The organism is Corynebacterium gerontici, from assembly GCF_003813985.1.
In the GTDB taxonomy this organism is placed as follows: domain Bacteria; phylum Actinomycetota; class Actinomycetes; order Mycobacteriales; family Mycobacteriaceae; genus Corynebacterium; species Corynebacterium gerontici.
Window position 1 is genome coordinate 229,251 of sequence record NZ_CP033897.1, and the last position, 24,835, is coordinate 254,085.

Annotated in this window: 18 protein-coding genes and 1 tRNA gene; 8 read left to right on the forward strand and 11 right to left on the reverse strand. The window is 58.9% G+C overall.

The annotated features are described in order from the left end of the window. Window positions 1-5 precede the first annotated feature (5 nt). Together CGERO_RS01080 and CGERO_RS01085 are read right to left on the reverse strand one after the other, a co-directional pair. Window positions 6-2,150 carry a YhgE/Pip domain-containing protein gene (locus CGERO_RS01080; RefSeq protein ID WP_123932970.1) on the reverse strand — a complete coding sequence of 715 codons (2,145 nt, stop codon included), beginning with the start codon at window positions 2,148-2,150 and terminating at the stop codon, window positions 6-8. Beyond that, entirely contained in the window at window positions 2,147-2,917 is a 771-nt protein-coding gene (locus CGERO_RS01085; RefSeq protein ID WP_245998846.1) for a P-loop NTPase family protein, read from the reverse strand. Before CGERO_RS01085 ends, CGERO_RS01080 begins: the two co-directional genes overlap by 4 nt. A gap of 245 nt (window positions 2,918-3,162) precedes the next feature. Here CGERO_RS01085 and CGERO_RS01090 point away from each other — a divergent pair, with 245 nt between their 5' ends. From CGERO_RS01090 to CGERO_RS01100, 3 genes are read left to right on the forward strand one after another with little or no spacing between them, the layout of a single operon-like run. After that, window positions 3,163-5,385 carry a carbon starvation CstA family protein gene (locus CGERO_RS01090; protein ID WP_123932972.1) on the forward strand — a complete coding sequence of 741 codons (2,223 nt, stop codon included), beginning with the start codon at window positions 3,163-3,165 and terminating at the stop codon, window positions 5,383-5,385. Beyond that, on the forward strand, window positions 5,382-5,543 hold the full coding sequence (locus tag CGERO_RS01095) for a YbdD/YjiX family protein (protein ID WP_123932974.1): 162 nt from the start codon (window positions 5,382-5,384) through the stop codon (window positions 5,541-5,543). Before CGERO_RS01090 ends, CGERO_RS01095 begins: the two co-directional genes overlap by 4 nt. Window positions 5,544-5,582: 39 nt before the next feature. Beyond that, on the forward strand, window positions 5,583-7,157 hold the full coding sequence (locus CGERO_RS01100; protein WP_123932976.1) for a Na+/H+ antiporter NhaC family protein: 1,575 nt from the start codon (window positions 5,583-5,585) through the stop codon (window positions 7,155-7,157). 476 nt (window positions 7,158-7,633) lie between these two features. Here the strand turns inward: CGERO_RS01100 and CGERO_RS10865 are convergent, their stop codons facing one another. Then, complete coding sequence (locus CGERO_RS10865; protein ID WP_123932980.1) at window positions 7,634-8,275, reverse strand: alpha/beta fold hydrolase; 642 nt, start codon at window positions 8,273-8,275, stop codon at window positions 7,634-7,636. A 51-nt stretch (window positions 8,276-8,326) separates the two neighbouring features. Next, window positions 8,327-8,400, reverse strand: a tRNA-Gly gene (locus CGERO_RS01115). Between the two features lie 61 nt (window positions 8,401-8,461). Between CGERO_RS01115 and dcd the strand changes: the two genes are divergently transcribed. From dcd to CGERO_RS01135, 4 genes are all read left to right on the forward strand, one after another. After that, window positions 8,462-9,025 (forward strand): dCTP deaminase, encoded by a 564-nt coding sequence (gene dcd / locus CGERO_RS01120; protein WP_123932982.1) that lies wholly within the window; start codon window positions 8,462-8,464, stop codon window positions 9,023-9,025. A 4-nt stretch (window positions 9,026-9,029) separates the two neighbouring features. Then, the gene (locus tag CGERO_RS01125) at window positions 9,030-10,256 is read left to right on the forward strand and encodes a UDP-glucose dehydrogenase family protein (protein WP_206423907.1); all 1,227 of its coding nucleotides are present in this window, start codon (window positions 9,030-9,032) and stop codon (window positions 10,254-10,256) included. A 100-nt stretch (window positions 10,257-10,356) separates the two neighbouring features. Further along, window positions 10,357-11,964, forward strand: coding sequence for a sodium-dependent transporter (locus CGERO_RS01130; RefSeq protein WP_245998847.1), 1,608 nt, complete (start codon window positions 10,357-10,359; stop codon window positions 11,962-11,964). Then, on the forward strand, window positions 11,965-12,123 hold the full coding sequence (locus CGERO_RS01135) for a methionine/alanine import family NSS transporter small subunit (protein WP_123932984.1): 159 nt from the start codon (window positions 11,965-11,967) through the stop codon (window positions 12,121-12,123). It abuts the gene before it with no gap. A gap of 67 nt (window positions 12,124-12,190) precedes the next feature. Here the strand turns inward: CGERO_RS01135 and CGERO_RS01140 are convergent, their stop codons facing one another. The 5 genes from CGERO_RS01140 to CGERO_RS01160 all read right to left on the reverse strand — a co-directional run bounded on the left by CGERO_RS01140 (window position 12,191) and on the right by CGERO_RS01160 (window position 18,120). Continuing rightward, window positions 12,191-13,369 carry a YibE/F family protein gene (locus tag CGERO_RS01140; protein WP_123932986.1) on the reverse strand — a complete coding sequence of 393 codons (1,179 nt, stop codon included), beginning with the start codon at window positions 13,367-13,369 and terminating at the stop codon, window positions 12,191-12,193. 13 nt (window positions 13,370-13,382) lie between these two features. After that, on the reverse strand, window positions 13,383-14,630 hold the full coding sequence (locus CGERO_RS01145) for a pyridoxal phosphate-dependent aminotransferase (RefSeq protein WP_123932988.1): 1,248 nt from the start codon (window positions 14,628-14,630) through the stop codon (window positions 13,383-13,385). Window positions 14,631-14,639: 9 nt separating this feature from the next. Continuing rightward, window positions 14,640-15,245: a DUF1707 SHOCT-like domain-containing protein gene (locus CGERO_RS01150; RefSeq protein ID WP_123932990.1), complete on the reverse strand. Its 606-nt coding sequence runs from the start codon at window positions 15,243-15,245 to the stop codon at window positions 14,640-14,642. Next, entirely contained in the window at window positions 15,238-17,580 is a 2,343-nt protein-coding gene (locus CGERO_RS01155) for a (Fe-S)-binding protein (RefSeq protein WP_123935830.1), read from the reverse strand. Before CGERO_RS01155 ends, CGERO_RS01150 begins: the two co-directional genes overlap by 8 nt. Before the next feature lie 102 nt (window positions 17,581-17,682). Further along, a complete protein-coding gene (locus tag CGERO_RS01160; RefSeq protein WP_245998848.1) occupies window positions 17,683-18,120 on the reverse strand; it encodes a hypothetical protein in 438 nt (145 codons plus the stop codon). Window positions 18,121-18,301: 181 nt separating this feature from the next. Here CGERO_RS01160 and CGERO_RS01165 point away from each other — a divergent pair, with 181 nt between their 5' ends. After that, window positions 18,302-19,885, forward strand: a complete 1,584-nt coding sequence (locus tag CGERO_RS01165; RefSeq protein ID WP_123932994.1) for an inorganic phosphate transporter — start codon at window positions 18,302-18,304, stop codon at window positions 19,883-19,885. 51 nt (window positions 19,886-19,936) lie between these two features. On the opposite strand, the gene CGERO_RS01170 is transcribed toward CGERO_RS01165, so the two are convergent. Together CGERO_RS01170 and CGERO_RS01175 are read right to left on the reverse strand one after the other, a co-directional pair. Beyond that, complete coding sequence (locus tag CGERO_RS01170; protein WP_123935832.1) at window positions 19,937-21,229, reverse strand: AI-2E family transporter; 1,293 nt, start codon at window positions 21,227-21,229, stop codon at window positions 19,937-19,939. Window positions 21,230-21,334: 105 nt separating this feature from the next. Then, the gene (locus tag CGERO_RS01175) at window positions 21,335-24,694 is read right to left on the reverse strand and encodes a bifunctional proline dehydrogenase/L-glutamate gamma-semialdehyde dehydrogenase (RefSeq protein ID WP_123932996.1); all 3,360 of its coding nucleotides are present in this window, start codon (window positions 24,692-24,694) and stop codon (window positions 21,335-21,337) included. Between the last annotated feature and the right edge of the window lie 141 nt (window positions 24,695-24,835).

Here is a 24,835-nt window from a genome sequence, read left to right on the forward strand (position 1 = left end):
ATGCCCTAGAGGTTGATCGCAGGATGCAAGCGCTTCATTGTCCAGGTGCGATCCCTGCGTGCGCCCAAGGCTGTGGCCGTCACGCAACCGGCCAACACCAAGAGCAGTACCACTATGGCGATGGGGAGGCGTTCATCCAAGGACCCGTACATGAGCTGACGCAGGCCATTGACCGTGTACGTCATGGGGTTGATGGGGGAGAACCATTGGACGATCTTCGGTTCGGTTTCTACGGGGTAAAGGCCGCCCGAGGCGATGATTTGCAACATCAAGAACGCCATGGCCGAAACCTTGCCGGGCCCAGGGCCGAGGAGCACGTTAAACATTTGGTTCATAGCGGCAAAGACCACGGAGATGAGCACGCAGAATAGCCACAGCGCCACGGGGTAGACGGGGTGTAGACCCACGCCGAACATGGTGACGAGCAAGACGGCGGTGGCTTGGAGTGCCACAATCAGGAAGGCTGGCCACAGGCCATCAAGGGCTGCACGCAGCGGGGCCACGCCGCTGGCTACGGCACGAGCCTGCATGGGGCGCAGCAGCAGGAAGACGATCAAGCCGCCGATGTAGAGCGCGAGCGAGAAGAAGAACGGCGCTAGACCTGCACCAAAGGTGTTATCACCAGCATCGTTCATTGCCGAGAGCATAACTGGACCACCGACCACGGTTGCGGTGTCGAGGCGCTGCTGCTCGTTCCATTGGGGAACCTGGCTTGCTCCTTCTGCCAGCTTGGTGTGCAGCTCGCCTGCGCCCGCTGCAAGTTTCTGGGATCCGTCGGCGGCGGTGCCCATGTTGGCGGCAAGCTCTCCAGCACCGGTGTGCAGTTGGGTGATGCCGCTCGAAAGCTCATTGGCGCCAGAGGAAAGCTGGTGAGCGCCCTGGTCCACTGCCTGGGCGCCCTGGCTCAGTGCCTGCGCACCGTCGTTGAGTTGCTTGACGCCACTTTGGAGCTCTCCCAATTTTCCGGGAAGCTGCTGGGTGCCAGCCTGTAGTTGTTCCACGCCACCGCGCAGCGGTGCGTTTGGATCAGAAAGCTGGTAGGCAAGTTGGGCGGTGCCATCGGAAAGCTGGTGGATTTGGGCAGTGTAAATCGAATCCTTACCCAGCGCATTGGTGTCGATCGCTACTGCGAGCTGATCCAGTTGATCTGCCAAAAGGTTGGTTTGCTTTCCGGGGATCAGGCGTAGTTGCCGTGCAATATCGCGGGCCGTTTGAGAGTTCAAGGTTTGCAGTTCGGTGACTTCATTGGCCTTTGCCTGCAATGCCTGCACGCCATTATTAATCGCGGAGGCGCCTTGCCCTGCTTGATCGATGCCACCTGCAAGTGCACCAACGCCAGTGGTGAGCTCACCGAGTTTGCCGGAGGCTTCGTCCACCGCAGCATTGAGTTGCGCGGTGCCGCCGGCCAACTGGCCGGCGCCGTCGGAAAGCTGGCTCGTGCCGTTGGCTAGCTCATTTGCGCCGGAGGCGAGTTGCTTGGACCCGGATTCGGCATCACCCAATTTGGTGCTGAGGGTGTTGGCGCCGGCGTTCAGCTTGCCCAGGCCATCATTGAGTTGTTGTGCGCCATCTTGCAATTGACCCGCGCCGTCGGCGGCCATTTTCAGGCCGGTGCCTGCATCAACTACGCCAACGAGGATCTGGTCTGCTACTTGTGCACCCATTTCGTCTGAGACAGTTTGCAGCAGCGCGCTCATGGCATTTTGGCCAATGAGTGTGGAGAGGTAGCCGTTGGCATCGTTGTAGGTGACGCGAAGCTGAGCTTTTTCGGGATTATCTCCCGCTGGTGAAGCTACGGCTTCAGAGAAGTTCTCAGGGATTTCGAGGGCGAAGTAATAATCGCCATCTTTGACGCCGCGGGCGGCTTCTTCGGCGCTGGTGTCAGTCCAGTTGAGCTCCTTATTTTCGTGCAGTCCCTTGACCACCTCATCGCCCGCGTCGAGCTGTTTGCCCTTTACGGTGGTGCCCTTATCGGAGTTCACCAAAGCAATGGGCAAATTATTGACGTTGTTAAAGGGGTTCCAGAACGCCCACAGGTACAGGGCTGAGTACAGCAGTGGAAGCAAAATGATGGCAACAATGGCCACGCGCGCCAGTTTGGCTCTTTTGAATCGGCGGAGTTCGGTGCCGATGTGTAATCCGGAAATCATTGCTCGTCCTTATGGTGGCGGCCAGTGTTTTTGGGCTGAAGGTGTGCGGCGTCGGTGAATAATTCAATTTGGTGGTGCGCTACGCCCTCAATGGGGTTCACGGCATTGAGCACCACTGGCATTGTCTTGGCGATCCGTGTCAGTACGTCCAGCAGGATGATTCGGTCCTCCTGCTCACGGACCTGCTCAAAGTCGTCCATCACCAGCATTTTGATGTCGGCTCCATTGGCAGGGCGCAGTGCCAAGCAGATGCGTAGGAGGATGCGGTCGAGGCTTGAAAGTTGAGAGACGTACACATCCAGCGGTGGCATATCGCGTTTGCCAAAGACCTCCGAGCACAATTCATTGCGGTATTGCTCGTCGGCGGGCTTTGTCCAGGTGATCCACAATTTTGACCAGGCGCGGTGTTCGGTGAGGATCTCGTGTACCCGCACATTGCGGTCGAGTGCATCGATGGATTCAACGCCGGCGATGGCGACCATGTCGCGGATCTTTTTCGGCTGAGTTTCGCCGAGCACCTCGAGTTCGCCTTCGCTGACTTTCATGCGTCCGGTGATGGTGAGTGCTAGTGCGGTGCGGCCCGAGCCTCCGCGTCCGTTGAGGATGCTGAGGCCTTCGCCGGGAATTTCGACGTCGAGTGGGCCATAGGCGGGGCCTTCTTCGCCGCGCACAGCAATGCCTCTTGCCACGACGGCCGGTGCAACCTCTGACGTGACCTGCACTGCTTCGTGCTCGGCCTGCACTGCGGGTTCTACTGCTTCTGCCAAGACCTTGCTCTTTCTGCTGCTTATCAGCCCTCAGTGGCCGTAAGTGAGTGTTTACCCTCCGGATAATAGGGCACTGCGACCGGTTTACAAAGCTGAAGTTGGTGTTAAGTGTCTGGGTGTGTGCGAATAGCCTTCAAGAAAACATTGAGAGCTATATCGCAATAGACCCTGTTGTGTTCGCTAAAAAACACTAATCTTGACGCTATACCAATCCCTCTCAAGACAACACCCCTGGAGGAAGCCAGATGACGCACACCCTCACCCGGCCACCCAACCACGTAGAACCCGAAGCGCTCGAACGCGACCACAGCACCTGGACCTGGAAAAAGATCCTGCTCTGGGTAGCAATCGCGCTACTCGGTGGCGTGTCATGGGTGATGATCGCAATCGTTCGTGGAGAAACCGTCAACGGCATCTGGTTCGTCTTCGCCGCGGTTTGTAGCTATTTCATCGCCTATCGCTTTTACGCCAAGTACATTGAAGACAAGCTGGTGCGCCCAGACGATTCCCGAGCCACCCCCGCGGAGTACAAGGAAGACGGCAAAGACTATATGCCGACTGACCGCCGAGTGCTCTACGGACACCACTTCGCCGCCATCGCAGGCGCAGGCCCGCTGGTTGGCCCCGTGCTCGCAGCGCAGATGGGCTTTTTGCCCGGCACTATCTGGATCATCGTCGGCGTGATTTTTGCTGGTGCGGTGCAGGATTACCTTGTACTGCATTTCTCCATGCGACGCGGCGGCCGCTCCCTGGGCCAGATGGCTAAGGATGAACTGGGCACCGTCGGCGGATATGCAGCCATCATCGCCACGCTTGCCATCATGATCATCATTACGGCCATCTTGGCGCTCGTGGTGGTCAATGCATTGGGCGAATCACCTTGGGGTGTGTTCTCGGTGGGCATGACCATCCCAATTGCGCTGTTTATGGGTATTTACTTGCGCTATCTGCGCCCAGGCGCGGTTATGGAAGTGTCCGTCATCGGCTTTGTGCTGCTGATCGCAGCGATTATTGGCGGTGGCTACGTCGGTGGCTCCGCGTGGGGCATTGAACATCTGACCTTGGAGCGCACCACCTTGGCATGGGCTGTGATTATCTATGGCTTTGTCGCAGCCATCTTGCCTGTGTGGCTGTTGTTGGCACCGCGCGATTACCTCTCTACCTTTATGAAGATCGGCACCATCTTGCTGCTGGCCATCGGCATCGTGGTGGTTCGCCCAGAGATCACCGTGCCTGCGTTGTCTGAGTTCGCCTCCCGCGACGATGGGCCGGTATTCACCGGCTCGCTGTTCCCCTTCCTCTTTGTCACCATCGCCTGCGGTGCGCTTTCAGGATTCCACGCCTTGATTGCCTCCGGTACGACGCCCAAGTTGGTGGAAAAGGAACGCCAGACCCGCTTTATTGGTTACGGCGGCATGCTCATGGAGTCATTCGTGGCCATCATGGCCTTCGTGGCAGCGCTGACGGTGGATCGTGGCATCTACTTCGCTATGAACGCAGGCCCCGGTGCCACCCTTGGCACTGTTGAGGGCGCAGCGGCCTTTGTGAACTCCCTGGGGCTGACGGGCGTCAATCTTGACCCGGAGCAGCTCACGAACACCGCGCAGGCGGTAGGAGAGCACACCATCGTCTCTCGTACTGGCGGTGCTCCCACCCTTGCTGTTGGCATGGCGGGCATCATGCACCGAATGTTGCCGGGCTTGGATCTGATGAGCTTCTGGTATCACTTCGCCATCATGTTTGAAGCGCTCTTCATCTTGACCGCCGTGGATGCGGGTACTCGCGTAGCGCGCTTCATGCTCCAAGACACCTTGGGCAACTTCATCCCCAAATTCCAGGACACATCTTGGCGCTTTGGTGTGTGGCTGACCACCGCGATCATGGTGGCTGGCTGGGGCGGCATCTTGGTGCTTGGCGTCACGGATCCGCTGGGTGGCATTAACACCTTCTTCCCGCTCTTCGGCATCGCGAATCAGCTCCTGGCCGCCATTGCCCTTGCGGTCTGCCTGAGCATCGCCGCGCACAAGGGGCGCGTGAAGTATCTCTGGATCATCATTCTTCCTTTGCTTTTCGACGTCATCGTCACCGTCGTAGGCTCCTACCACAAGATCTTCTCCTCCAACCCGAAGATCGGTTATTGGGCCAACCACTTCAAGGCCAAGGAGGCGCTGGCCTCCGGTGCACAGAAGTACGGCACTGCCACCACGCCCGACGCCATCGAAGCCGTCATTCGCAATACTTTCGTGCAGGGCTCGCTATCGATCCTCTTTGTGGTGCTGACCTTGATTGTGGTTGGCATCTCCGCCTTGCGCACCATCCAGGCGATTCGCACGAAGAAGATCGTGGATCACGATGACCCTTATGTGGAGTCCCAGATCTACGCACCTGCAGACCTTGTGCCCACCCACTCCGAGCGCGAGCTTGAAAAGCAGTGGAAGCAGTACAAAGAGGCAAAGGCGAGGTCATGATCAAATTCCTCAAAGGCGTGATGGGTGCAGATAAATATGAGCGCTATGTGGAATTCCACGAGCGCTCCGGTTGCACCCATGCGCCAATGAGCCGCAAAGAGTTTTGGCGCGAGCACTACAAGGAACAAGACCGCAACCCAGGGGCGAGGTGTTGTTAGGGGTAATCTAATTGCGAAAAACCACACAAGGAGCATGACATGGTCGAAGCCCACCCGGTGCTAACAATTTTGCCACCGATCATCGCCATTACCTTGGCGATCATTACCCGCAAGGTGCTGTTAAGCCTTGGCCTCGGCATCATTGCCGCCGGCATCCTGCTGGCCAACTTTGCCCCGGGGGCTTCGATTGCCAATGTATGGAATGCCTTTGCCGCCAACTTCTATAGCGAAGGCGAAATCAATACAGGCTCCATTTACATCATGGTGTTCCTCTTGCTCCTTGGCGTGATCACCGCCCTGATCTTGATGAGTGGCGGTTCCGCAGCCTTTTCGGATTGGGCTGCCTCAAAGATCAAAAGCCGCAGGGGAGCCCAGGGCCTTGCAGTGCTGTTGGGCATCGCCATCTTCATTGATGATTACTTCAATGCACTTGCCGTGGGTCAAATTGCCAAGCCTGTGACCGATAAATACAAGGTGGCCCGCGCCAAGCTTGCTTACGTGATCGACTCCACCTCTGCTCCGGTGGCGGTGCTGGCACCCTTTTCCTCTTGGGGCGCATCCATCATCGGCCTGCTCGCCCCAGTGGTAGCGGCCTCGGCCTACACCGGAAGCCCCATGCAGGCCTTCCTCAGCGCCGCTGCCGCGAATTACTACGCCATCGGTGCTGTGATCTTCGTGCTGCTGGTGGTGTTCTTCCAAATCGATATCGGCTCCATGCGCCGCGAGGAATACCGCGCCATTGCCAAGGGCGAAACCTTCTCTGCAGAAGACGAGATCCCCGGCGAGCTCTCCGAGGATCTGCCGGTGCATGATCCAGGCAAGATCCGCGCCCTGGTCATTCCCTTCATCGTCCTCGTCGTAGGCGTGGTTGGCACCATGATGATCACCGGTGGCCTTGAAGGCGGCTCCTGGTCTTTGCTGGACATGTTTGCCAACACCAAGGTCAATGAGTCGCTGATCATCGGCGGCACCTTGGGCACCATCGCGGCACTGGCCTGCTACATCGCCGTAACCCGCCAGAACCCCGATTTCCACGCAGGTGTGCTCGGACGCGGCGTTGCAGGTGGCGCAAAGTCCATGATGCCCGCCATTGCCATCTTGTTGCTGGCATGGACCTTGGGCAGCCTCATCGGAGAGCTCGGCACCGGCAACTACCTGGCCTCCCTGGTAGAAGGGGCAAATGTTTCGGTGAACTGGCTGATTCCTCTGATGTTCCTCATCGCAGGCTTCATGGCCTTTTCCACGGGCACATCCTGGGGCTCCTTCGGCCTGCTCATTCCCATCGCAGGTGAGATCATGGTCTCGCTGAATGAGCCAGACTTCCTCGTGCCCGCCATCGGTGCCGTGCTCGCAGGCGCGGTGCTGGGCGATCACTGCTCACCGATTTCCGATACCACCATCTTGTCGTCCACCGGTGCTGGCTGCTCGCACATCGTTCACGTGGCAACCCAGTTGCCCTACGCCCTCATCGGTGGCACCGCGGCGCTGCTTGGTTATGTCACGCTGGCGATCACTTCCTCTGCTGGCATTGGGCTCATCGTCACCCTGCTGAGCCTGCTGGCCTTCGCGCTGATTGCCAATAAGATGACCACCACGCTGGAGCATTCCGCTTGAGTGCTCGTGCGTGGCTGATCGCGGCGGCCATAGCCTATAACTCCTGGATCCTAGGCCCGCTGCTCAACCCAGCCCTCGATGCGCCTTTGGTAAGCGAACTCGCCGCCACCGGCCAACCTTGGGCATGGGTGTTCCGGGCGGGCGATCTGCTCGCGGTGTTGTTGCTGCTTCCCACCGTGCGCAAGGGCCATGTATTTTGGTGGCTCTTTTTGCTCTCCACCGCGGTTGAAGCAACATTCCCGCTCCACTGCGTTTCCCAATTCACCTCTGATGAACTGCTCAGAAGCGCTGCGTGCATGACGCCGAGCGCCTGGGCTCATGAGGTGAGTTCTACGTTCGCAGGCATCGGATCGATCGCCACCGTGATCTTCGCGTGGCGCGCCGGGCACAAAGGCGCGCTCTTGGGCGCTCTCCACGTTATTGCGGTGCTGGTGCTCACTGCGGCGATTGTGCTTCAGCTTCCCGGCACCTTTGTGTTACAGCGCGTATCCATCATGGCGCTGAGCCTGTGGTGGATCTTCGCGTATGAGCGCAGCGATGGCTTCGGGCCGATCAAGCATCAAGCGGTGCGATCCCTGCATAGGCACAAAGAGCGCCGATAATTGCTGGGCTTGGCGGCGAAGTTTCCGCACCCAGCGCCCCGGCCTGCAAGCGTATGCGGCAATGACTACGGTTCGGGTGCGTAATGGGTGGCTGCGCTGTATCTCGCGTAACTCATTGGCCCAAAAGGAATAGGATCGCCACTCCTGCACGATTGCGCGCAAGGTGGCATGGGGGATGAGTTTTTCAATAGGTACGTGCAAACACGCTTTTCGACGCTCCTCGTAGCTCCCATCCACCAAGATCAATCGAGTAAAGCGTTCGGGGTGCAGGCGGCAGGCGGCTTCGCCGATAAATGAAGCCATCGAGTGCGCCACAAGCTTTGCGCGTTCGATGCCGTGCGCATCCATCTGTTGCAGTAGCGATAGAACCTGATCTTCTAGATGAAATGCTTGCCCGGAGCCAAGGCGATCAAAGGCATAGGAGTGCGGCAAAAAGCTTCGAAGCTCGTCCCATGCGCTTGCAGGGATGGCCAGCCCGGGGAGTAAGACTACGGGGATCTTATGGTGATGATGCATTGCTTCTCGGGCCTACCCCAGGTGAGTGCGTGTTGTTTCACGCGAGTGAAGTGGAGCCGGCGACGAGAATCGAACTCGCGCTCTCAGCTTGGGAAGCTGATGTTCTGCCATTAAACTACGCCGGCGCTGGGTTCACTTTAGCACTTCGAGGTGAGACTCTGATAACCCTGCACTACACTGCAAATCGTGCTGTATTCCGACCACGACATCAAAGAGGCCATCGATGCCGGTGACCTCAAAATTGAGCCCTTTGCCCCCGAGCTGATCCAGCCTTCTTCGGTGGATGTGCGCATGGACCGCTTCTTCCGCGTGTTCAATAATTCGCGTTATACCCACATCGATCCGAAGCAGCAGCAAGATGAGCTGACCAGTTTGGTTGAGGTGGCCGAAGATGAACCCTTCGTGCTGCACCCTGGTGAGTTTGTGCTTGGTTCCACGCTGGAGAAGTTCACCTTGCCTGCTCATATGGCAGGCAGGCTTGAGGGGAAGTCTTCTTTGGGGCGTCTTGGTTTGCTTACGCACTCAACTGCGGGATTCATCGACCCCGGCTTCTCCGGCTACATCACTTTGGAGCTTTCCAATGTGGCAAATCTGCCTATCACTTTGTGGCCGGGCATGAAGGTTGGACAGCTCGCGCTGTTTAAGATGACGAGCCCGGCCGAGGTTCCTTATGGTTCTGGGGCTTTGGGCTCGAAGTATCAGGGGCAACGAGGCCCGACACCGAGCAAGGCTTACTTGAACTTTAGGTAAAAATATGCGAATCAGCGTCATTGGATGCGGTTACCTTGGAGCTACACATGCGGCCTGTTTGGCGGCGTTGGGCCATGAGGTGGTCGGCATCGATGTCGAAGAAGCAAAAATTCAGACTCTTCGATCCGGAAAAGCGCCCTTTTATGAACCCGGCTTGAACGAGTTGTTACAGAAAAACAACGAGAGGCTGCGTTGGAGCACTGAGCTTGCCGACGCAGCCTCTTGCTCTATCCACTTCCTCGCTGTAGGAACCCCCCAAGGCCAACAAGGCCTCGACCTGAGCGCCCTCGAATCAGTGGTGCGTGGGCTTGCAGGGGTACTGCAGGGTGAGGATCACTTGATCGTTGGCAAATCCACCGTGCCGCCCGGCACCGCGGCGCACTTGGAATCGCTATGCGATATTGAAGTGGCTTGGAATCCTGAGTTTTTAAGGGAAACCCGCGGCGTGGAAGATACGCTGCGACCAAGCCGCATCGTCATCGGTGCCCGCACTGCCCGAGCAGATCAGCTCCTGCGTGAACTGTGGGCCGTGCCCATTGGGCGTGGCTGCCCTGTAGTTTCGTGTGATCGCGAAACAGCAGAGATGGTTAAGCTGGCCTCCAACGCTTTCCTGGCCACCAAGCTGAGCTTTATTAATGCCATCGGAAACGTGTGTGTAGAAGTAGGCGCGGATACCTCCACTTTGGCCAAGGCCATGGGCTTGGATCCTCGTATTGGCCAGAAGTTTATGCACGCCGGCTTGGGCTTTGGTGGGGGATGCTTGCCAAAGGATATTCGTGGCCTTGGACATATTGCCGAAGAAGTGGGCGCCACCTCTGCTGTGGGGTTGCTACGCCATGTAGATGCAGTCAATGCTCGCCAGCGCCAGCGCGCCATCGAAGGTTTAGGCGATGTGCGCGGCAAGCGTGTGGCAGTGCTTGGCACCGCGTTTAAGGCGGGCACCGACGATACTCGCGATTCGCCAGCAATTGATGTGGCTTCGCAGATCAAAGCAGCCGGTGGCACACCATGTAGTTATGATCCGATGGCACCGTGTGACGTCGACAAGCTCGAAGCAGCCCTACGCGGTGCGCATGGTGTGGTCATAGCAACTGAGTGGCGAGAATTTGCCATGATTGATCCGGCGTGGGCCAGGGGGCTTGTGGTGGAACCACTGGTGGTGGATGCTCGCGGAGTGCTGGATAAAGGCGCCTGGCAAGCCGCCGGGTGGAAGGTGGTCAGACTCGCCTGAGTGAAATAACCAACGCGAGATTTGGGCTTTGCTGCATCTTTGCGCTTAGATTTCAGCAGACAGGGCACACCCTCAGCCCTGGGCAAAGGAGCAAGCAACAGTGTCTAAAGCACGTGAAACCTTCGCCGGACGTTCCATGTTCATCTTCGCCGCCATCGGCTCGGCGATTGGACTCGGCAACATCTGGCGATTCCCCTATATCTCATACGATAACGGCGGCGGCGCCTTCCTCTTTCCCTACGTCATCGCCCTGCTGACTGCTGGTGTGCCGGTGCTCATCCTCGACTACGTACTTGGGCACCGTTTTCGCGGCTCGGCGCCACTTGTCTGGCGTCGATTTTCCAAGCGCACAGAAGCAGTGGGTTGGGTGCAGGTAGGCATTACCTTCATCATCGCCGTGTACTACTGCGTGATCCTCGCGTGGGCTGCCATGTACACCTGGTACTCCTTCAAGCTGAGCTGGGGTGAAGATCCCAACGCCTTCTTCTTCGAGCAGTACCTCCACGCCGATACCACCTCCCTGAACTCCACTGAGGTGATCTGGCCAATCTTCATCGTGCTTGGCGTTGTATGGCTTGCACTCACCGCCGTGATGGCGATGGGCGTGCGCAAAGGCATGGGTTTGCTTTCTCAAATCTCCGTGCCGGTGCTGATTCTGCTCTTCTTAATTCTTGTGGTGCGTGCCTTGTTCCTCCCCGGTGCCTCCGTGGGCCTAGAGGCATTTTTCACCCCCGATTGGTCGGCGCTGTTTAACCCGCAGGTATGGATGGCCGCCTATGGCCAGATCTTCTACTCGCTGGCCATCGCCTTCGGCATCATGATGACGCAGGCCTCCTACCTCAAGCGCCGCTCAGATATCTCCGGCCTTGGCGCAGTCGTTGGGCTTTCCAATTCTGCCTTCGAGGTGCTCGCCGGCATCGGCGTGTTCGCCACCTTGGGCTTTATGGCCGCAAGCCAGGGAAGCGCGGTAGATGAGGTTGTCAGCTCCGGCATTGGCCTGGCCTTTGTGGCCTTCCCAACCATCATCAACGCGATGCCAGGTGGCCCCTTCTTCGGCGTGCTGTTCTTCGGCTCACTCTTCCTCGCTGGTTTCACCTCACTGGTCACCATCGTGGAAGTAGTCGTTGCTGGCATCCAAGAAAAGCTCCACCTGGGTCGCCGCCGCGCATCGGTGCTCGTGTGCATTGCCTGCGCCATTCCGTCCATGGTGTTCTTCCCCGTCACCACCGGCCTTGCCACCTTGGACATTGTGGATAAGTTCGTCAACGTGGTGGGCATCGTCTTCATCGCGCTGGTGTCCATTGTGCTGATCGGCTGGATACTCAAGCGCCTGCCTGAGCTGCGCGCCCACGTCAATGCCGTTAGCTCCATCCGCCTTGGTCGCTGGTGGGATCTCTCGCTGATGGTGATTACTCCCATCGTGCTGGGTACCACCTTCGTGCTGGAGGTAGCCACGTTGCTCAGCGAAGGCTATGAGGGCTATCCAAGTGGCAAGGTCCTGATCTTTGGCTGGGGCTTGGCTATCTTCCTCTACGGCGGGGCACTGATTATGTCGAAGATTCCGTGGCCAAAGGGCACCATCGTCGATGGTCCGCCGCAGGGAGACTTCGGTGTTCCTCTAACGGGTAAGGGCGCGCCTTTTGGCCAGCATCTGGATAACCCCTATGAGTCTTTGAATGAGCGTCGAGCACGATTGGAGCGCAAGTAAATGTCGACAACAACAATCGTGGTGATGGTGCTCTACCTCGCAGTGGTGTGGGGTTTGCTGCTGGTTGCTGCAATCCACTTGGCTCGCACTGATGACGAGGCGATTGGAACACTAGGCGCCGCTGATCTTGATGATCTCCCCCAATACACACGCACATAACGCCACAACAGCCCGGGCACTATGCTCGGGCTTTAGCTTTTCGACGATCCCCTGTACCCGCTGAGTTCTATGGCCTAGCCCTATGCCGCGCGTGGCGAGGGGCTTCGTGCTCTTGGGGCGTAGTCCAAGCGGCAATCAAGGTGGTGATGGGGACGGCAAGCGTGAGCGCCAAGATGCCGATGGCTGAACGCAGCAACTCGGTGGCCATGACGTCGCTGGTGAGTGTCTGAGACAGGGATCGTTCAGAAAGGCTGAGAAGTAGCAGCAGCGGCAAGGAAGCGCCGGTGTAAGTCAGAACCAAGGTGTACATCATGGAGGCGATATGGTCTTGCCCCACCTTCATGGCGCCAAAGAAAAGGCGCAGGGGACGTGCCTTGGGGTCTAGGGAGGAGAGTTCTTGCACCGTGGATGCCTGCGCAATAGTCACGTCATTGAGCACTCCCAAGGCGCCGATAATAAAACCGCACAGCATGAGCCCCTGAATAGATACTTGCGGCAAATACAGCAGGACTTGGAGGTTATCCTCCTGGCCCAAGCCGCGAACATGCGTGTGTTGGAGTGAAAGCTGCGCCAGGGCTGCGGCAACGCACAGGGCGGTCAACGTTCCTGCTAATGCGGAAGCGCTTTTCCAATTCATGCCGTGCACAAAGAAAACGGCTAGCAGGAGGATCACTGAGCCGCTGAGTAACGCCACGGCTGCCGGATTGGTGCCATTGGCAAGCGCTGGCAGGGTGAAGATCGCCACCACCGCCATTGCCATGACCAGGCCAATGATTGCGCGCACCCCTCGCCATAACGCAAGGGCACTGACAGCGGCGATGGTCAGCAGCGCCCACAGCAACAGCGGGGTATCACGTTTGAAATCCACAAACGCGAGTTGCTCATTGAGCAAGATGCGTTGGCCTGCTTCAAGATCCGGCTCGCCGGGGGTTCCGGTGTTAAGGATTAAGGTTCTGTCGCCGTCTGCGAGCTCGGCAATGACCCAGGTGCAATTGGTGTCTTGGCCTGGAATGTGGCGCGGGGAGGTACTAAAACGCTGACCCACCTGATCGCTGGTGCAACTGCCCTCGGTGACGGCGACGACGGTGGCGTCGACAAGCTTTTGCCCAAGGCTGAATGTTTGACTAAAGCTCGGGGCAACTTCGGGGGCCGTGCGTGGCCAAAATACGGCGAGGCCAATCGCGGTGCCGAGCGTGCAGCAAAGAAGAAAGATGATGAGCAAGCGCTGGGGTAGGGACTTGCTCATTGGCTGATGCTCCTTATTGCTTATAGTCGGCGAGGAAGTTGCCAAGGCGATCCATGGCCTCGGAAAGCTCGGAGGCCCAGGGGAGTGTGACCACGCGGAAGTGGTCGGGCTTATCCCAGTTGAAGCCGGTGCCTTGCACCATGAGGATCTTTTCGGCGCGCAACAGGTCCAGCATGAGCTGGCCGTCGTCATGGATATCATAGTAGTTGAGATCGATTTTCGGGAAGGCGTACAGTGCGCCCATAGGCTTCACGCAGCTAATGCCCGGAATTTGGTTCAACTTTTCATACGCCACGTTGCGCTGCTCGGTCAGGCGGCCTTTCGCGGAGGTCAGATCATAAATCGACTGCCTACCACCCAGTGCCACCTGGATAGCGTGTTGAGCTGGAACATTGGGGCACAGGCGAGTACCGGCGAGCAAGTCCAAGCCTTCAATAAAACCGCGTGCATACTGCTTAGGGCCGGTCACCACCATCCAGCCGGCGCGATAACCAGCCACGCGGTAGGCCTTGGACAAGCCGTTGTAGGTGATGCACAGCAGGTCGGGCGCCAGGCTGGCGATCGAGATGTGCTCGGCATCGTCATAAAGGATGCGATCGTAGATCTCATCGGCGAGGATGAGCAGGTCATGCTCGCGGGCCACATTCACGATCTGTTGCAGCACTTCGCGTGAATAAACTGCACCCGTGGGGTTGTTGGGGTTAATCACCACGATGGCCTTGGTGTTCTCATTCACCTTGGACTTAATATCCTCGATGGAGGGGTTCCAGTTATCCTCCTCATCGCAGAGATAATGCACCGGCTTACCACCGGCCAGCGAGGTGGCGGCCGTCCACAGGGGATAGTCCGGCTTGGGGATGAGCACCTCGTCTCCATCATTGAGCAAGGCTTGGGTAGTCATGGAGATCAGCTCAGACACACCGTTGCCCAGGTACACGTCCTCCACGTCGAAGGAGGGGAAACCGGGGATCACTTCGTAGCGGGTGACGATGGCGCGGCGTGCAGGAATGATGCCCTTAGATGTGGAATAGCCCTGGGAAGTGGGCAGGGCGGCGATCATGTCGCGCATGATCACATCGGGTGCCTCAAAACCGAACACGGCAGGATTGCCGGTGTTGAGCTTCAAAATGCGGTGCCCGTCGAGCTCCATGCGCTCTGCCTCCGCCGTCACTGGTCCACGGATTTCATACAGAACATCCTTGAGCTTTTCAGACTGATCGAAGGTGCGACGCTTGCGGCGCTGGTTCTCGTTGCTGCTCATTCCCACATGTTAGCGCTGACGGAAGCGCTTGAGAACATCTGAGGCGATTTCCGTTGCGGCAGTATTCATTTCTTCCCGCCGCATTTTCCTTTGTGCTCGCTGCTCTGCGCGCTGGGCGGCGGCCTGCGATTCAATCGCCATGATCTGTTGGCGTTGCGCCGCCATGACCTCGCGCATTCTCTCGCGCTCCAACTGCTTTTGGCTGGGCATATGCCAGGAAGCAGGGCCGATCTTCATCACGTACAAAAGGATGAACATGGCCGGGATGAGGAAGAATAGTGGTGCCGCCGCCGGAGAAGCAGACAACACGGCGAGGGTGCCTACTGTGGTGAGGCCCATGATTCCGCCGCGGATATTGCGACCCGAACGCCACGCCTTATCTACTTCCTCAGCGGTGTAGGCCTGCGCGGGAACGATTTGGGCTTTGCGCTGCGGCAGATCGTCGAACATTTGCAAAAGTTCGCTGCGCATGGTTGCGGCAGTGATTTGGTCCAGGCGCTCATCGTATTCCGCGAAGGTCAAGCGCCCCTCGGCGTAGTGGGTGCCCAATTCTTCCATTGCTTGTCGACGTTCCTCGTCGCCAATCCGATAATCGGGTGAATATGGGTTAGTCATCGTGCTCCTCCTGCTGATTCATTCTAGGCGCAGGTGGGATCGAAGCACCGGGAGGTGGCAGAGGCGCACCGGGAGGAGGTACGGGTGGCGTTGGTGGTTTGGGCACAGCTCCGCCAGGCGCGGGTGGAGTGGGAGGTGCGGGAGGTTTCGGTACAGCGCCGCCGGGCGCAGGTGGAGTAGGAGGTGCGGGAGGTTTCGGTACAGCGCCGCCGGGTGCCGGCACCGCCCCGCCAGGCGCGGGCATAGCCGGTGGCACCGCCGGGGCGGCTGGTTTGGGGCTCTCCGCTTTGGGCGCCACAACCTTCGCAGGCTCGGGCTTTGGTTTGCTGATCGTCCTGCGCATCGGCTCGTCAAGGAAGGCGGGCTCGCGTCGCGGCGGCAGGTGATCGTCGACAAGCACAGCGTCGCGAAGCATTTGGGCCACGTCCTTGACCGCCGGGCGCGTCTGTTGCGTCTTGACGCCGGTGGTGAGCATGGTGTTGCAAAAGGGGCAGCCGGTGGCGATTTCCTCCGCCCCCGTGGCCACAGCCTCGGCGGCGCGGTTTTCGTTGATGCGGGTGCCCAATTTTTCTTCCATGAACATGCGCGCGCCACCAGCGCCACAGCAGAAGCCCTCATTCTTATTGCGAGGCATTTCTTTGAGCTCTACGCCGGAGATGCCCAGCAGTTCGCGCGGCGGATCAAAAACCTTATTGTGGCGGCCCAGGAAGCAGGGGTCGTGGTAGGTGATGGGCTTGCGGTTTTCTGCGGTGCGCGGCACTGGCGTCAAGAGTCCCTCGCGCACCAGTCGGTTGAGTAGCTGCGTGTGGTGGAATACCTCGAAGTGCCCCCCAAAGTCTGGGTACTCATTGAGCAGCGTGTTGAAGCAGTGGGGGCAGGTGGTGATGATCTTCCGCTTGGGCATGCCCTCAAAAGCGGTGTTGAGCGTTTCCACGTTTTGCGTGGCAAACATTTGGAACAAGAACTCGTTGCCCGCGCGGCGCGCCGGGTCGCCCGTGCAGCTTTCGTCCTTGGAGAGCACAGCGAACTTCACGCCCGCAGTGTGTAGCAGCTCCACCACGGCGCGGGTAGTCTTGCGGGCTTCATCGTCGAAAGTGCCAGCGCAACCAACCCAGAAGAGGTACTCGAATTCCTCCACGCCCTCGCTGATCACCGGTACTTCGAGCCCATCGCGCCGAGCCTCCTCGATCCATGTGGCGCGTTCGCTATTGTTGCGGCCCCACGGGTTGCCCTTCGTTTCGAGATTCTTGAATAGGCTGGTCAATTCGGAGGGGAATTGCGATTCGGCGAGCACCTGGAAGCGACGGAGCGCAGAGACGTGGTCGAGGTGCTCGATATCCACGGGGCATTGCTCCACGCAGGCACCACAATTGGTGCAGCTCCACAGCACGTCCTCGGTGATGACATCGCCCACAATCGGGCCAAGTGCGCCACCGACTGCAGCGTCGCGCAGGTCAGTCATGAGCATCTTGGGGCTCAGTGGCTTCTCGGTGTGCCATGCGGGGCATTGTTCCTGGCAGCGGCCGCATTCGGTGCAGGTTGTGGCGTCGAGAAGCATCTTCCATGGCGCATCTTCGAGCTTGCCGACGCCCACCGATTGCTCAAGATCAATGTTTGGCAAAGCCCCAAGCGCTTTGGCATCGATATTGCGACGGAAGAAGATGTTGAAGAACGCCAAAAAGCGGTGCCAGGCCACGCCCCAGCGTAGGTTGAGTGCCACGACCACCAGCCACACCATGCCGCTGAGCAACTTGACCAGGGCGAAGATACTGATGAGGTCCGCTGAGGCGGGCAGCAAGGTGGCGATGTGGCGGGTGAGGAAATCTGCCCAGGTGGCGTGCCCATAAGTAGCGATCTTGCCTGCCTTGACCAAGAGCATGCCAAGACCCTCGATGAGCACCACGGCCTCCACAAAGAAAGCTGCGATGGAGTTGGAGCCGTAGAAGCGTGCCAGGCGATCGCGCCCGCCGATGGTCAATCGGAGCGCAAAGAGGAAGGCGATTCCCAGGACCGTGCCGATGGCCAGGACCTCTTCAAGGAAGTGGTAGATGCTCCAATTGGAGAGGATCGGCCAGCCACCGGCGGGATTAAAGGTTTGGATATAGGCCTCGAACCACACCAGTGAACCGATGAGGAAGCCCAGCATCACAAACCAGTGGGCGATGGCCACCGCCGGTTTGCGGAGCATTTCGGTGTGGAAGAACACTTCCTTGAGCATCACACCGAAGCGACGAAGCGGCCTATTGCTGCGCCCAGGGGAGGGTTGGCCACTCGCGATCAGCCGATACAGGCGCGCGACCGCCGCGATGAACATGCCCCATGCAGGCAGGGACATAACGATGCCGATGATGCCAAGGATTGTTTGCACGCTGTTTACCTTAGAGCGTTTGGCGAAGCATCACCCATCAGCCCAACTTTTTAGCGCGTGGATCGAGGCTTAGAAGCAAACAGGAGCGCCCGTTGCGGTCGCGAGTAGTGCGTGCCACTGAGCCAGAGAATATCCGGCGGGAAGATTTAGTCCGCCAAGCCAGGTAGTGGTGGCGATGCCACGGGCTTGGAGCGCCTTGAGGGGATCGGCAAGATCGCCCGAGGCGCTGAACACTGCCTGAGAAACCCGGGCCTTGGCCTCGATCTCCGAGTGGAAGCTGGTATCGAGCACGAGGTCGTAGAGGGAGTCCAATTCCGTGTCTGCTGGCACATTGCCGATGAATCGGACGGTAGAGGCGCCTGGGTTGGCGTTGCGATAGGGGGCAAGGCCGGCGGGTGCAGGGGCTGCGTCGATCAGGTCGACATGCATGGGGCGCTTGCAGGACATGAGGAGGTCCGAGAGGTATAGACCGTTGGCGCCAGCGCCGATTACCGCAATGCGAAGCATGAGGATCCTCCTTCTAGACTAACTAGTCTGCAAATATAGCACTAATCGGTTCGATTGGGAAGAGTTTTGTAGACGGAGTGGTACGGGAAGCAGAATGGGGATTGTTGTTCACATTCCGTTCATCTTGGAGATGCATAGTTTCTTCGACACTCTCTACCTCGCAACGTGAAAGTGAACCTTGATGTCCAACAGTGCGACTGCGCAGTCGAACGACAAATACTGGCACTTGACCTTTGGCGGCTTGTTAGCCCTTACGGTCATCGCCTTCTTCTTCTGGACAAACGGCTATGTTTCGGCCGAGGCAAACCGAGCCATGCTCATTACCACCATCGTTTTCGGTGTGTTCATGGCCTTCAACATCGGCGGCAATGACGTTGCCAACTCTTTCGGCACCTCTGTCGGTGCGGGCACCCTCACCATGAAGCAGGCACTGCTGGTGGCAGCAGTCTTTGAGGTTTCCGGTGCCGTGCTCGCCGGTGGTCAAGTCACCGATACCGTGAAGTCCGGGATCGTGGATCTGAAAGCTATCGATCTCGAGCCGATGCAATTCGCCTTCATCATGATGTCTTCGCTACTAGGCGCTGCGGTGTGGCTGCTGGTGGCTACCCGAATGGGGTGGCCCGTTTCCACAACGCACTCCATCGTCGGCGGTATCGTCGGCGCCGCGCTATGCCTGGGCATCACTCAAGGCTTGGGTGGCTGGGAAATGGTGCAGTGGGATAAAATCGGACAAATCGCTCTGTCCTGGGTACTCTCGCCGGTGCTTGGTTGCGTGGTAGCGCTGCTGTTGTTCGGATTCATTAAGAAGAAGGTGCTCGGCTACAACGACACCGCCGATACCGAGCTACGCCAGATCAAGGCGGATCGCATCGCGCTGCACAAGAACTTCAAGGCATCCTACGAGCGCCTCAATGAGATCCAGCAGCTCGCCTACACCAATGCCATGACCCGCGATGCCGCCCTCATCCAGGCTGCGGACTTTGAACCGGATCAGTTGGAATCCGACTATTACCGCAATCTGTATCAAATCAATTCCCGCCGCAACCAACTGGATACCCACCGCGCCCTAGAAACCTGGGTGCCGGTCATTGCCGCTGCGGGTTCCGCGCTCATCGGCGCAATGATGCTGTTCAAGGGGCTCAAAAACCTGAACCTACATTTCAGTACCTGGGGCAATGTGATCATCCTGGCCTTGATCTCCGTGGTGGTGTGGATGTCGATCACCGTGATGTCGCGTTCGCTTCGCAACCAGGAGCTTTCGCGCGCCACCTTCATCATCTTCTCTTGGATGCAGGTATTCACCGCCTCGGCCTTCGCGTTTTCACACGGCTCCAACGACATTGCGAACGCCATCGGTCCATTCTCCGCTGTGCTGGATGTGCTTAAGACCAACGAGATTAACTCCAAGGCCGCAGTGCCCACTATGGCGATGGTTACCTGTGGTGTGGCACTGATTGCCGGCCTGTGGTTCATTGGTCGTTTTGTGATCCAGACCGTCGGCAGCGGACTCACCGAGATGCACCCGGCATCCGGCTTCGCCGCAGAGCTCGCGGCGGCAGCAGTGGTGATGTTGGCATCCGTGCTTGGTCTGCCCGTTTCCTCCACACACATCCTCATTGGTGCGGTGCTGGGCGTGGGCATGGTCAATCGCGCTGCTAACTGGCGTTTGATGAAGCCAATCGCCATGGCGTGGGTGATTACGCTTCCCGCCGCAGCTACGGTTTCCGCCGTCTGCGTGCTGGTGCTCAACGGCATCTGGGGCTAAAAGCAAAATGCTCCTAGGAAAGGTTCCTAGGAGCATTTCTTATGCCAAAAATCAGCTCTGCTTGGCATCCTTGGCTTCTTCAACCACTGCAGAAGGCTTCTTGCGAATACTGATCTTTTCAAGGCGCTCGGCAAAGGTCAGGCCAGCGCCCGCTTCCGCGTCCTCGCGCGTGGCGATTTCAATGTCATCCAGCGTGATTTCACCGGCGCGCAGAGCAACGAGGTCGAAGTGGTAGCGAATAACCACGGCGATGGTTGCAGCGATCGGCACAGCCAGGAACGCGCCGATGACACCGAAGAGCGTGGAGCCCACAGTGACCGCGAGCAGCACCACAGCGGCGTGCAGGTTCATGGCCTTCGACTGCAGAGCCGGTTGGAGGACGTGGCCCTCGATCTGCTGCACCGCCAGGATAAGCGCCAGAACGAACAGCGCATTGGTGAGGCCGTTTGTCACCAGTGCAACAATCACGGCTAAGGCACCTGCGGTGACAGCACCGACGATTGGGATGAATCCACCGAAGAACGTTAGTACGGCGAGCACGAGCGCCAACGGCACATTGAGCACCAGCAAACCAATGCCGATCAAAATGGCGTCCACACCGGAAACGATCGCCTGAGTGCGGATGAACCCGGAGAGGGTATTCCAAATACGATTCAGCAATTCAGTGAGGTGCCAACCGGCGTTGGGGCCAGTTGCGCGGCGGATCATCGGCAAGAACTTCGTGCCATCTTTGAGGAAGAAGAAGGTCAGAATAAGCATGAGCACCAGCGTCATACCGATCGTGCCCGCAGTGGAAAGGCCAGCAAACACGCCGGAGGCGATCTGGCCAGAACGCTCCTGAATCATATTGGTGACGTCTTTGAGTGCGCCATCAAATTGAGAAGTATCCAGATTCAGCGGCGGGCCTTGAAGCCACTCCATAAGGCGGTTAATGCCTTCTTGGGCCTTGGTAATTAGATCTTCAGACTGCGAGCGAACGCTCGGCGCCATCGCCGCAAAAATACCACCAATGAGCGCGAAGAATCCCAGCATCACCAGCACGGCAGCAAGGGTGTCAGGAACATTCTTCGAGCGCAGCCACCGCGTCGGCGGCCACAGCACCGTTGATACCAGCAGCGCGAGTAACACTGGCAGTAGGCCGATCCACACGGCGTGTAGACCCTTCCACATGAAAATCGCCGCAATGGCGACGATGATAAAACGAAGCGCCCAACCGGCGACCCAACGGCCATCCTTGCCCAAAATTACGGCGCGATCCAGCGGCGGCGCAGATTCATCGAGCTTGCCGCTGAGTTCAAATGCGGTGCTATCGTCTTCCACCGCTTGTTCGAGGCGATGCGTCATGCCTCGTTGTTCTTGTGTGTATTCTTCCTTAGTCACCCGCAATACACTGCCACAAAAATAACAAAGTGCCAGCATTGAGCGGGCACTTTGTAATCAAGCTGTAACTTAAGCCAGTTCTGGCGAGATCACGCCGAAGCGGTGGCGGGTTGATGCCACTGCCTGCTCCAGCAGGAAGGGCAACAGCTCGCGTCGGCCATCGGCAAGCACGGGCTGATCGAGTACCACGGAGCCATTGGCTGCGGCGGCCTCGTAGATGCTTTCGGCCACCTTGCCCAGTGCGCGCACACGAGTGTGCGGCTTCAGTGCCTGGGCAAATGCCTCGTCGCTCATGCGTGTGACGCCAGGCAGGTGTTCTGGCGAGGTGATCACCACATCTGTGCCGGTGATCAGGCTGGCGAGACGCAGACGGTGGACGTCGAGAAGCTTGGCGCCGGAGCCCACACGGATCTGCAGCGGCTCAAGCAGCGGGCGGTAACGGAACACGTTGGCCTCGCAACGAAGTCCGGTGTTGTCATGCTCGCGGCCGAACTCTTCCTCCCAAGCCAGGGCATCTAGCTCGGCGGCGCGGCGCAGCCACTCCTTATCCTCTGCCGAAACATCCAGGCCGGACAGGTACTTCGCAACCTTGGCGTCGAGCGGAACGCCCAGGGCCTCTAAGGGGCCATCTTCCCAGGTGCCCTGTTGAGCCACATAGTTGGGGCCGCCTGCCTTCGCACCTTGGCCGATAGCGGAGTTTTTCCAACCACCGAAGGACTGACGCTCAACGATCGCGCCGGTGATGCCACGGTTGGTGTAGGCGTTGCCCACCTCAACGTGCTCGCGCCAGTAGTCCAGCTCGTCGGGATCCAGGGAGTGAATGCCGCCAGTGAGGCCGTAACCGGTTGAGTTCTGCCATTCTACCGCCTCCTCCAGGGTGTCGGCGCGCATGATGCCCAGGATCGGACCGAAGCACTCGTGGGTGTGGTACCAGGAGCCGGGCTTCACGCCATCGCGCACGCCGGGGCTCCAGAACTTACCCTCGTCGTCAAGCTGCTCGGGGCGGATGAGCCAACGCTCGCCTTCATCCAGTTGGGTGAGGCCGCGCTCGAGCTTCTCGCTCGGGGGTTCGATCAGACCGTTCATCGTGGTGGTGATGTCGGTGCCCGGGCCCACCTTGAGGGTGGAGACGGCGTCGAGGAGCTGGTTCATGAAGCGCTCGGACTTGCCAACCGAGCCAACCAAGATCACCAGCGACGCAGCAGAGCACTTCTGGCCGGAGTGGCCGAAGGCGGACTTGTACACGTCGGCCACGGCGAGATCCGGGTCGGCAGCGGGGGTGACGATGATGGCATTCTTGCCGGAGGTCTCGGCATTGATCACCATGTGCGGATCCCAGCTACGGAACAGCGCTGCGGTGTCAGATGCGCCGGTGAGAATAACTGAGTCCACGGAGGTAATGAGCTTCTTACCGGCTTCGCCTTCATTGGCGTTGATGAGCTGCACCAGGTCGGGATTCTGGCCTGCGGCTTCAAGGCCCGCGCGGATGTGCTTGACGGCAACTTCTGCGACGCGCACTACCTGCGGCGCAGGCTTGATCACCACGGCCGCACCTGCGGCGAGCGCTGCGAACACGCCGCCCACGGGAATGGCGAAGGGGAAGTTCCACGGGGGAGTTACCGCGACGACTTCGTAGGGGGTGAACTTGGAGCGAGCCTTGTCCAGTGCGCGCGCCTGCTCTCCATAATAAACGGCGAAGTCGATGCCCTCGGAGATTTCCGGGTCGGCCTGGTCGACGGTCTTACCAGATTCGTGGGTCATCACGCTGAGCAGTTCGCCGCGTGCATCGGCAAGGTGATCGGCGATGGTGTCCAGCACCTCTGCGCGATCGGCACCGGAAAGTTCACGCCAGTCGGCGCTGAGCTCCCGGGCATGCTCCACGGCTTCCAAGACCACCGCCGGTTCGGTGACGGTCTCCGACTGTACGGGGCCTGGGTCCTGCGCGATGGCCTTGAGCGCCCATTCGCGGTTTTGAGGCAGGGAAGGATCGGTATCGGGTTCGCCCACGAAGTGGCCGGGCTTGGAGTGGGACTGCTTGCCGGATTCGGTGTTGCGGTCCTGGGTGCGACGCGGCCCTGCGAAGGTGTCCCAGCGGTTCGCCACCGCCTGGCGGAAGACGTCTTCCTGGCTGGTCATTGCTTCGACTTCGGGGGCGAAGAGGGCGTGAAGGAAGTTTTGCTTCTCGCCGTTTTCTTCCAGGCGGCGCACCAGGTAGCTCACGGCCACGTCAAAGTCCTCGGCATGCACCACGGGGGTGTAGAGGATAAGGTCGCCGACCACCTCGCGCACGGCCCGGGCCTGTGCCGGTGCCATGCCCTGCAGCATCTCGATGTCGAGCTGGTGCTCAACGCCGCGCGCCACAGCCAGTTCGTGGGCGAGTGCCACGGTGTAGAGGTTGTGGGAGGCCACACCGATGCGCACGTTGTCTGCATGCTCGGGGTCGAGGATGAAGTCCATCAGACGGTAGTAGTTGGCGTCTACCTCGTCCTTGGTGAGGTACGGTGCTTGTTCCCAGTCGTGCACCTCGGCGTCAACTTTCTCCATGGAGAGGTTGGCGCCCTTAACCAGGCGGATCTTGATCCTGGCGCCGCCACGTGCGCGACGCTCTGCGGCGAATTCCGCGAGTTCCTTGAGCGCGTCGAGGGTGTCGGGCAGGTAGGCCTGGAGCACGATGCCGGCTTCGAGGCCCAGGAATTCTTCTTCGCCGAGCAGTTCTTTGAAGAGTTTGATGGTCAGGTGGAGGTCTTTGTACTCCTCCATGTCCATGTTGATGAAGGTGCCGCGCTTATTCGCCTCGCGGTAGAGGGGGCGCAGGCGTTCCTTGAGTCGTTCGGTGTTGCCGTCGATGTCCCAAGGGTTGAGCTGTGCGCAGACCGATGATGCCTTGATGGACACGTAGGTGACGCGAGGGTTTTTCAGTAGCTCCAGGGTGCGGTTGAGGCGGGATTTTGCCTCTTCTTCACCCAGGACGGCTTCGCCCAGGAGGTTGAGGTTGAGCTGGAAGCCTTCCTTTTTAGCCTCGTCGAGGCGGGCATTGAGCGCTTTGCCTTCTGCATCGAGCACAAGGTGTCCCACCATTTGGCGCATGCGCTTACGAGCCAGGGGCATCACCACTCCGGGCAGGATTGGTGCGGCGAGGGAGCCTGCGGTGACGAGGCCCTTGTCGACGGTGCCGATGAAGCTGGGCAGTTTGGAATCGGAGCGCAGGGGGCTGGCGAGCTTGGCGAGCTCTTTTGCGGCGACCTTATTGTCTTCCGGACGAGCCACTTTGTCGACGAAACCCATGGTGAAGGCGATGCCGTCTGCATCGCGTACCAGGGCGGCGAGCTGTTCGGTGGATTGCGCTTCCTTCTTATTGGCTGCATCGTCTTTGAGCGCGAGCCATTCGTTGGCGCGTTTGACCGCGGCATCGACGAGGTTTTCGAGCATTATGTGCCCCTTTCAGTCTGCGTGTTGCGCTTCGGGTCACACTCTACTTTGAAGTATTAATCAATTCATAGTCGAGCTTTTCGACGCCTCCGCGAAAAATCTCCACCGTCCTGAACAGGGATTTTCTGGATTATTTAAAAA

Coding starts and splice junctions, on each gene's coding strand:
- CGERO_RS01175 (WP_123932996.1), bottom strand. CDS start 24,694: ATGCTCGAAAACCTCGTCGATGCCGCGGTCAAACGCGCCAACGAATGG.
- CGERO_RS01150 (WP_123932990.1), bottom strand. CDS start 15,245: ATGACTAACCCATATTCACCCGATTATCGGATTGGCGACGAGGAACGT.
- CGERO_RS01100 (WP_123932976.1), top strand. CDS start 5,583: ATGGTCGAAGCCCACCCGGTGCTAACAATTTTGCCACCGATCATCGCC.
- CGERO_RS10865 (WP_123932980.1), bottom strand. CDS start 8,275: ATGCATCATCACCATAAGATCCCCGTAGTCTTACTCCCCGGGCTGGCC.
- CGERO_RS01095 (WP_123932974.1), top strand. CDS start 5,382: ATGATCAAATTCCTCAAAGGCGTGATGGGTGCAGATAAATATGAGCGC.
- CGERO_RS01160 (WP_245998848.1), bottom strand. CDS start 18,120: ATGCTTCGCATTGCGGTAATCGGCGCTGGCGCCAACGGTCTATACCTC.
- CGERO_RS01140 (WP_123932986.1), bottom strand. CDS start 13,369: ATGAGCAAGTCCCTACCCCAGCGCTTGCTCATCATCTTTCTTCTTTGC.
- CGERO_RS01155 (WP_123935830.1), bottom strand. CDS start 17,580: ATGTCCCTGCCTGCATGGGGCATGTTCATCGCGGCGGTCGCGCGCCTG.
- CGERO_RS01125 (WP_206423907.1), top strand. CDS start 9,030: ATGCGAATCAGCGTCATTGGATGCGGTTACCTTGGAGCTACACATGCG.
- CGERO_RS01135 (WP_123932984.1), top strand. CDS start 11,965: ATGTCGACAACAACAATCGTGGTGATGGTGCTCTACCTCGCAGTGGTG.
- CGERO_RS01080 (WP_123932970.1), bottom strand. CDS start 2,150: ATGATTTCCGGATTACACATCGGCACCGAACTCCGCCGATTCAAAAGA.
- CGERO_RS01145 (WP_123932988.1), bottom strand. CDS start 14,630: ATGAGCAGCAACGAGAACCAGCGCCGCAAGCGTCGCACCTTCGATCAG.
- CGERO_RS01170 (WP_123935832.1), bottom strand. CDS start 21,229: ATGACGCATCGCCTCGAACAAGCGGTGGAAGACGATAGCACCGCATTT.
- CGERO_RS01165 (WP_123932994.1), top strand. CDS start 18,302: ATGTCCAACAGTGCGACTGCGCAGTCGAACGACAAATACTGGCACTTG.
- CGERO_RS01090 (WP_123932972.1), top strand. CDS start 3,163: ATGACGCACACCCTCACCCGGCCACCCAACCACGTAGAACCCGAAGCG.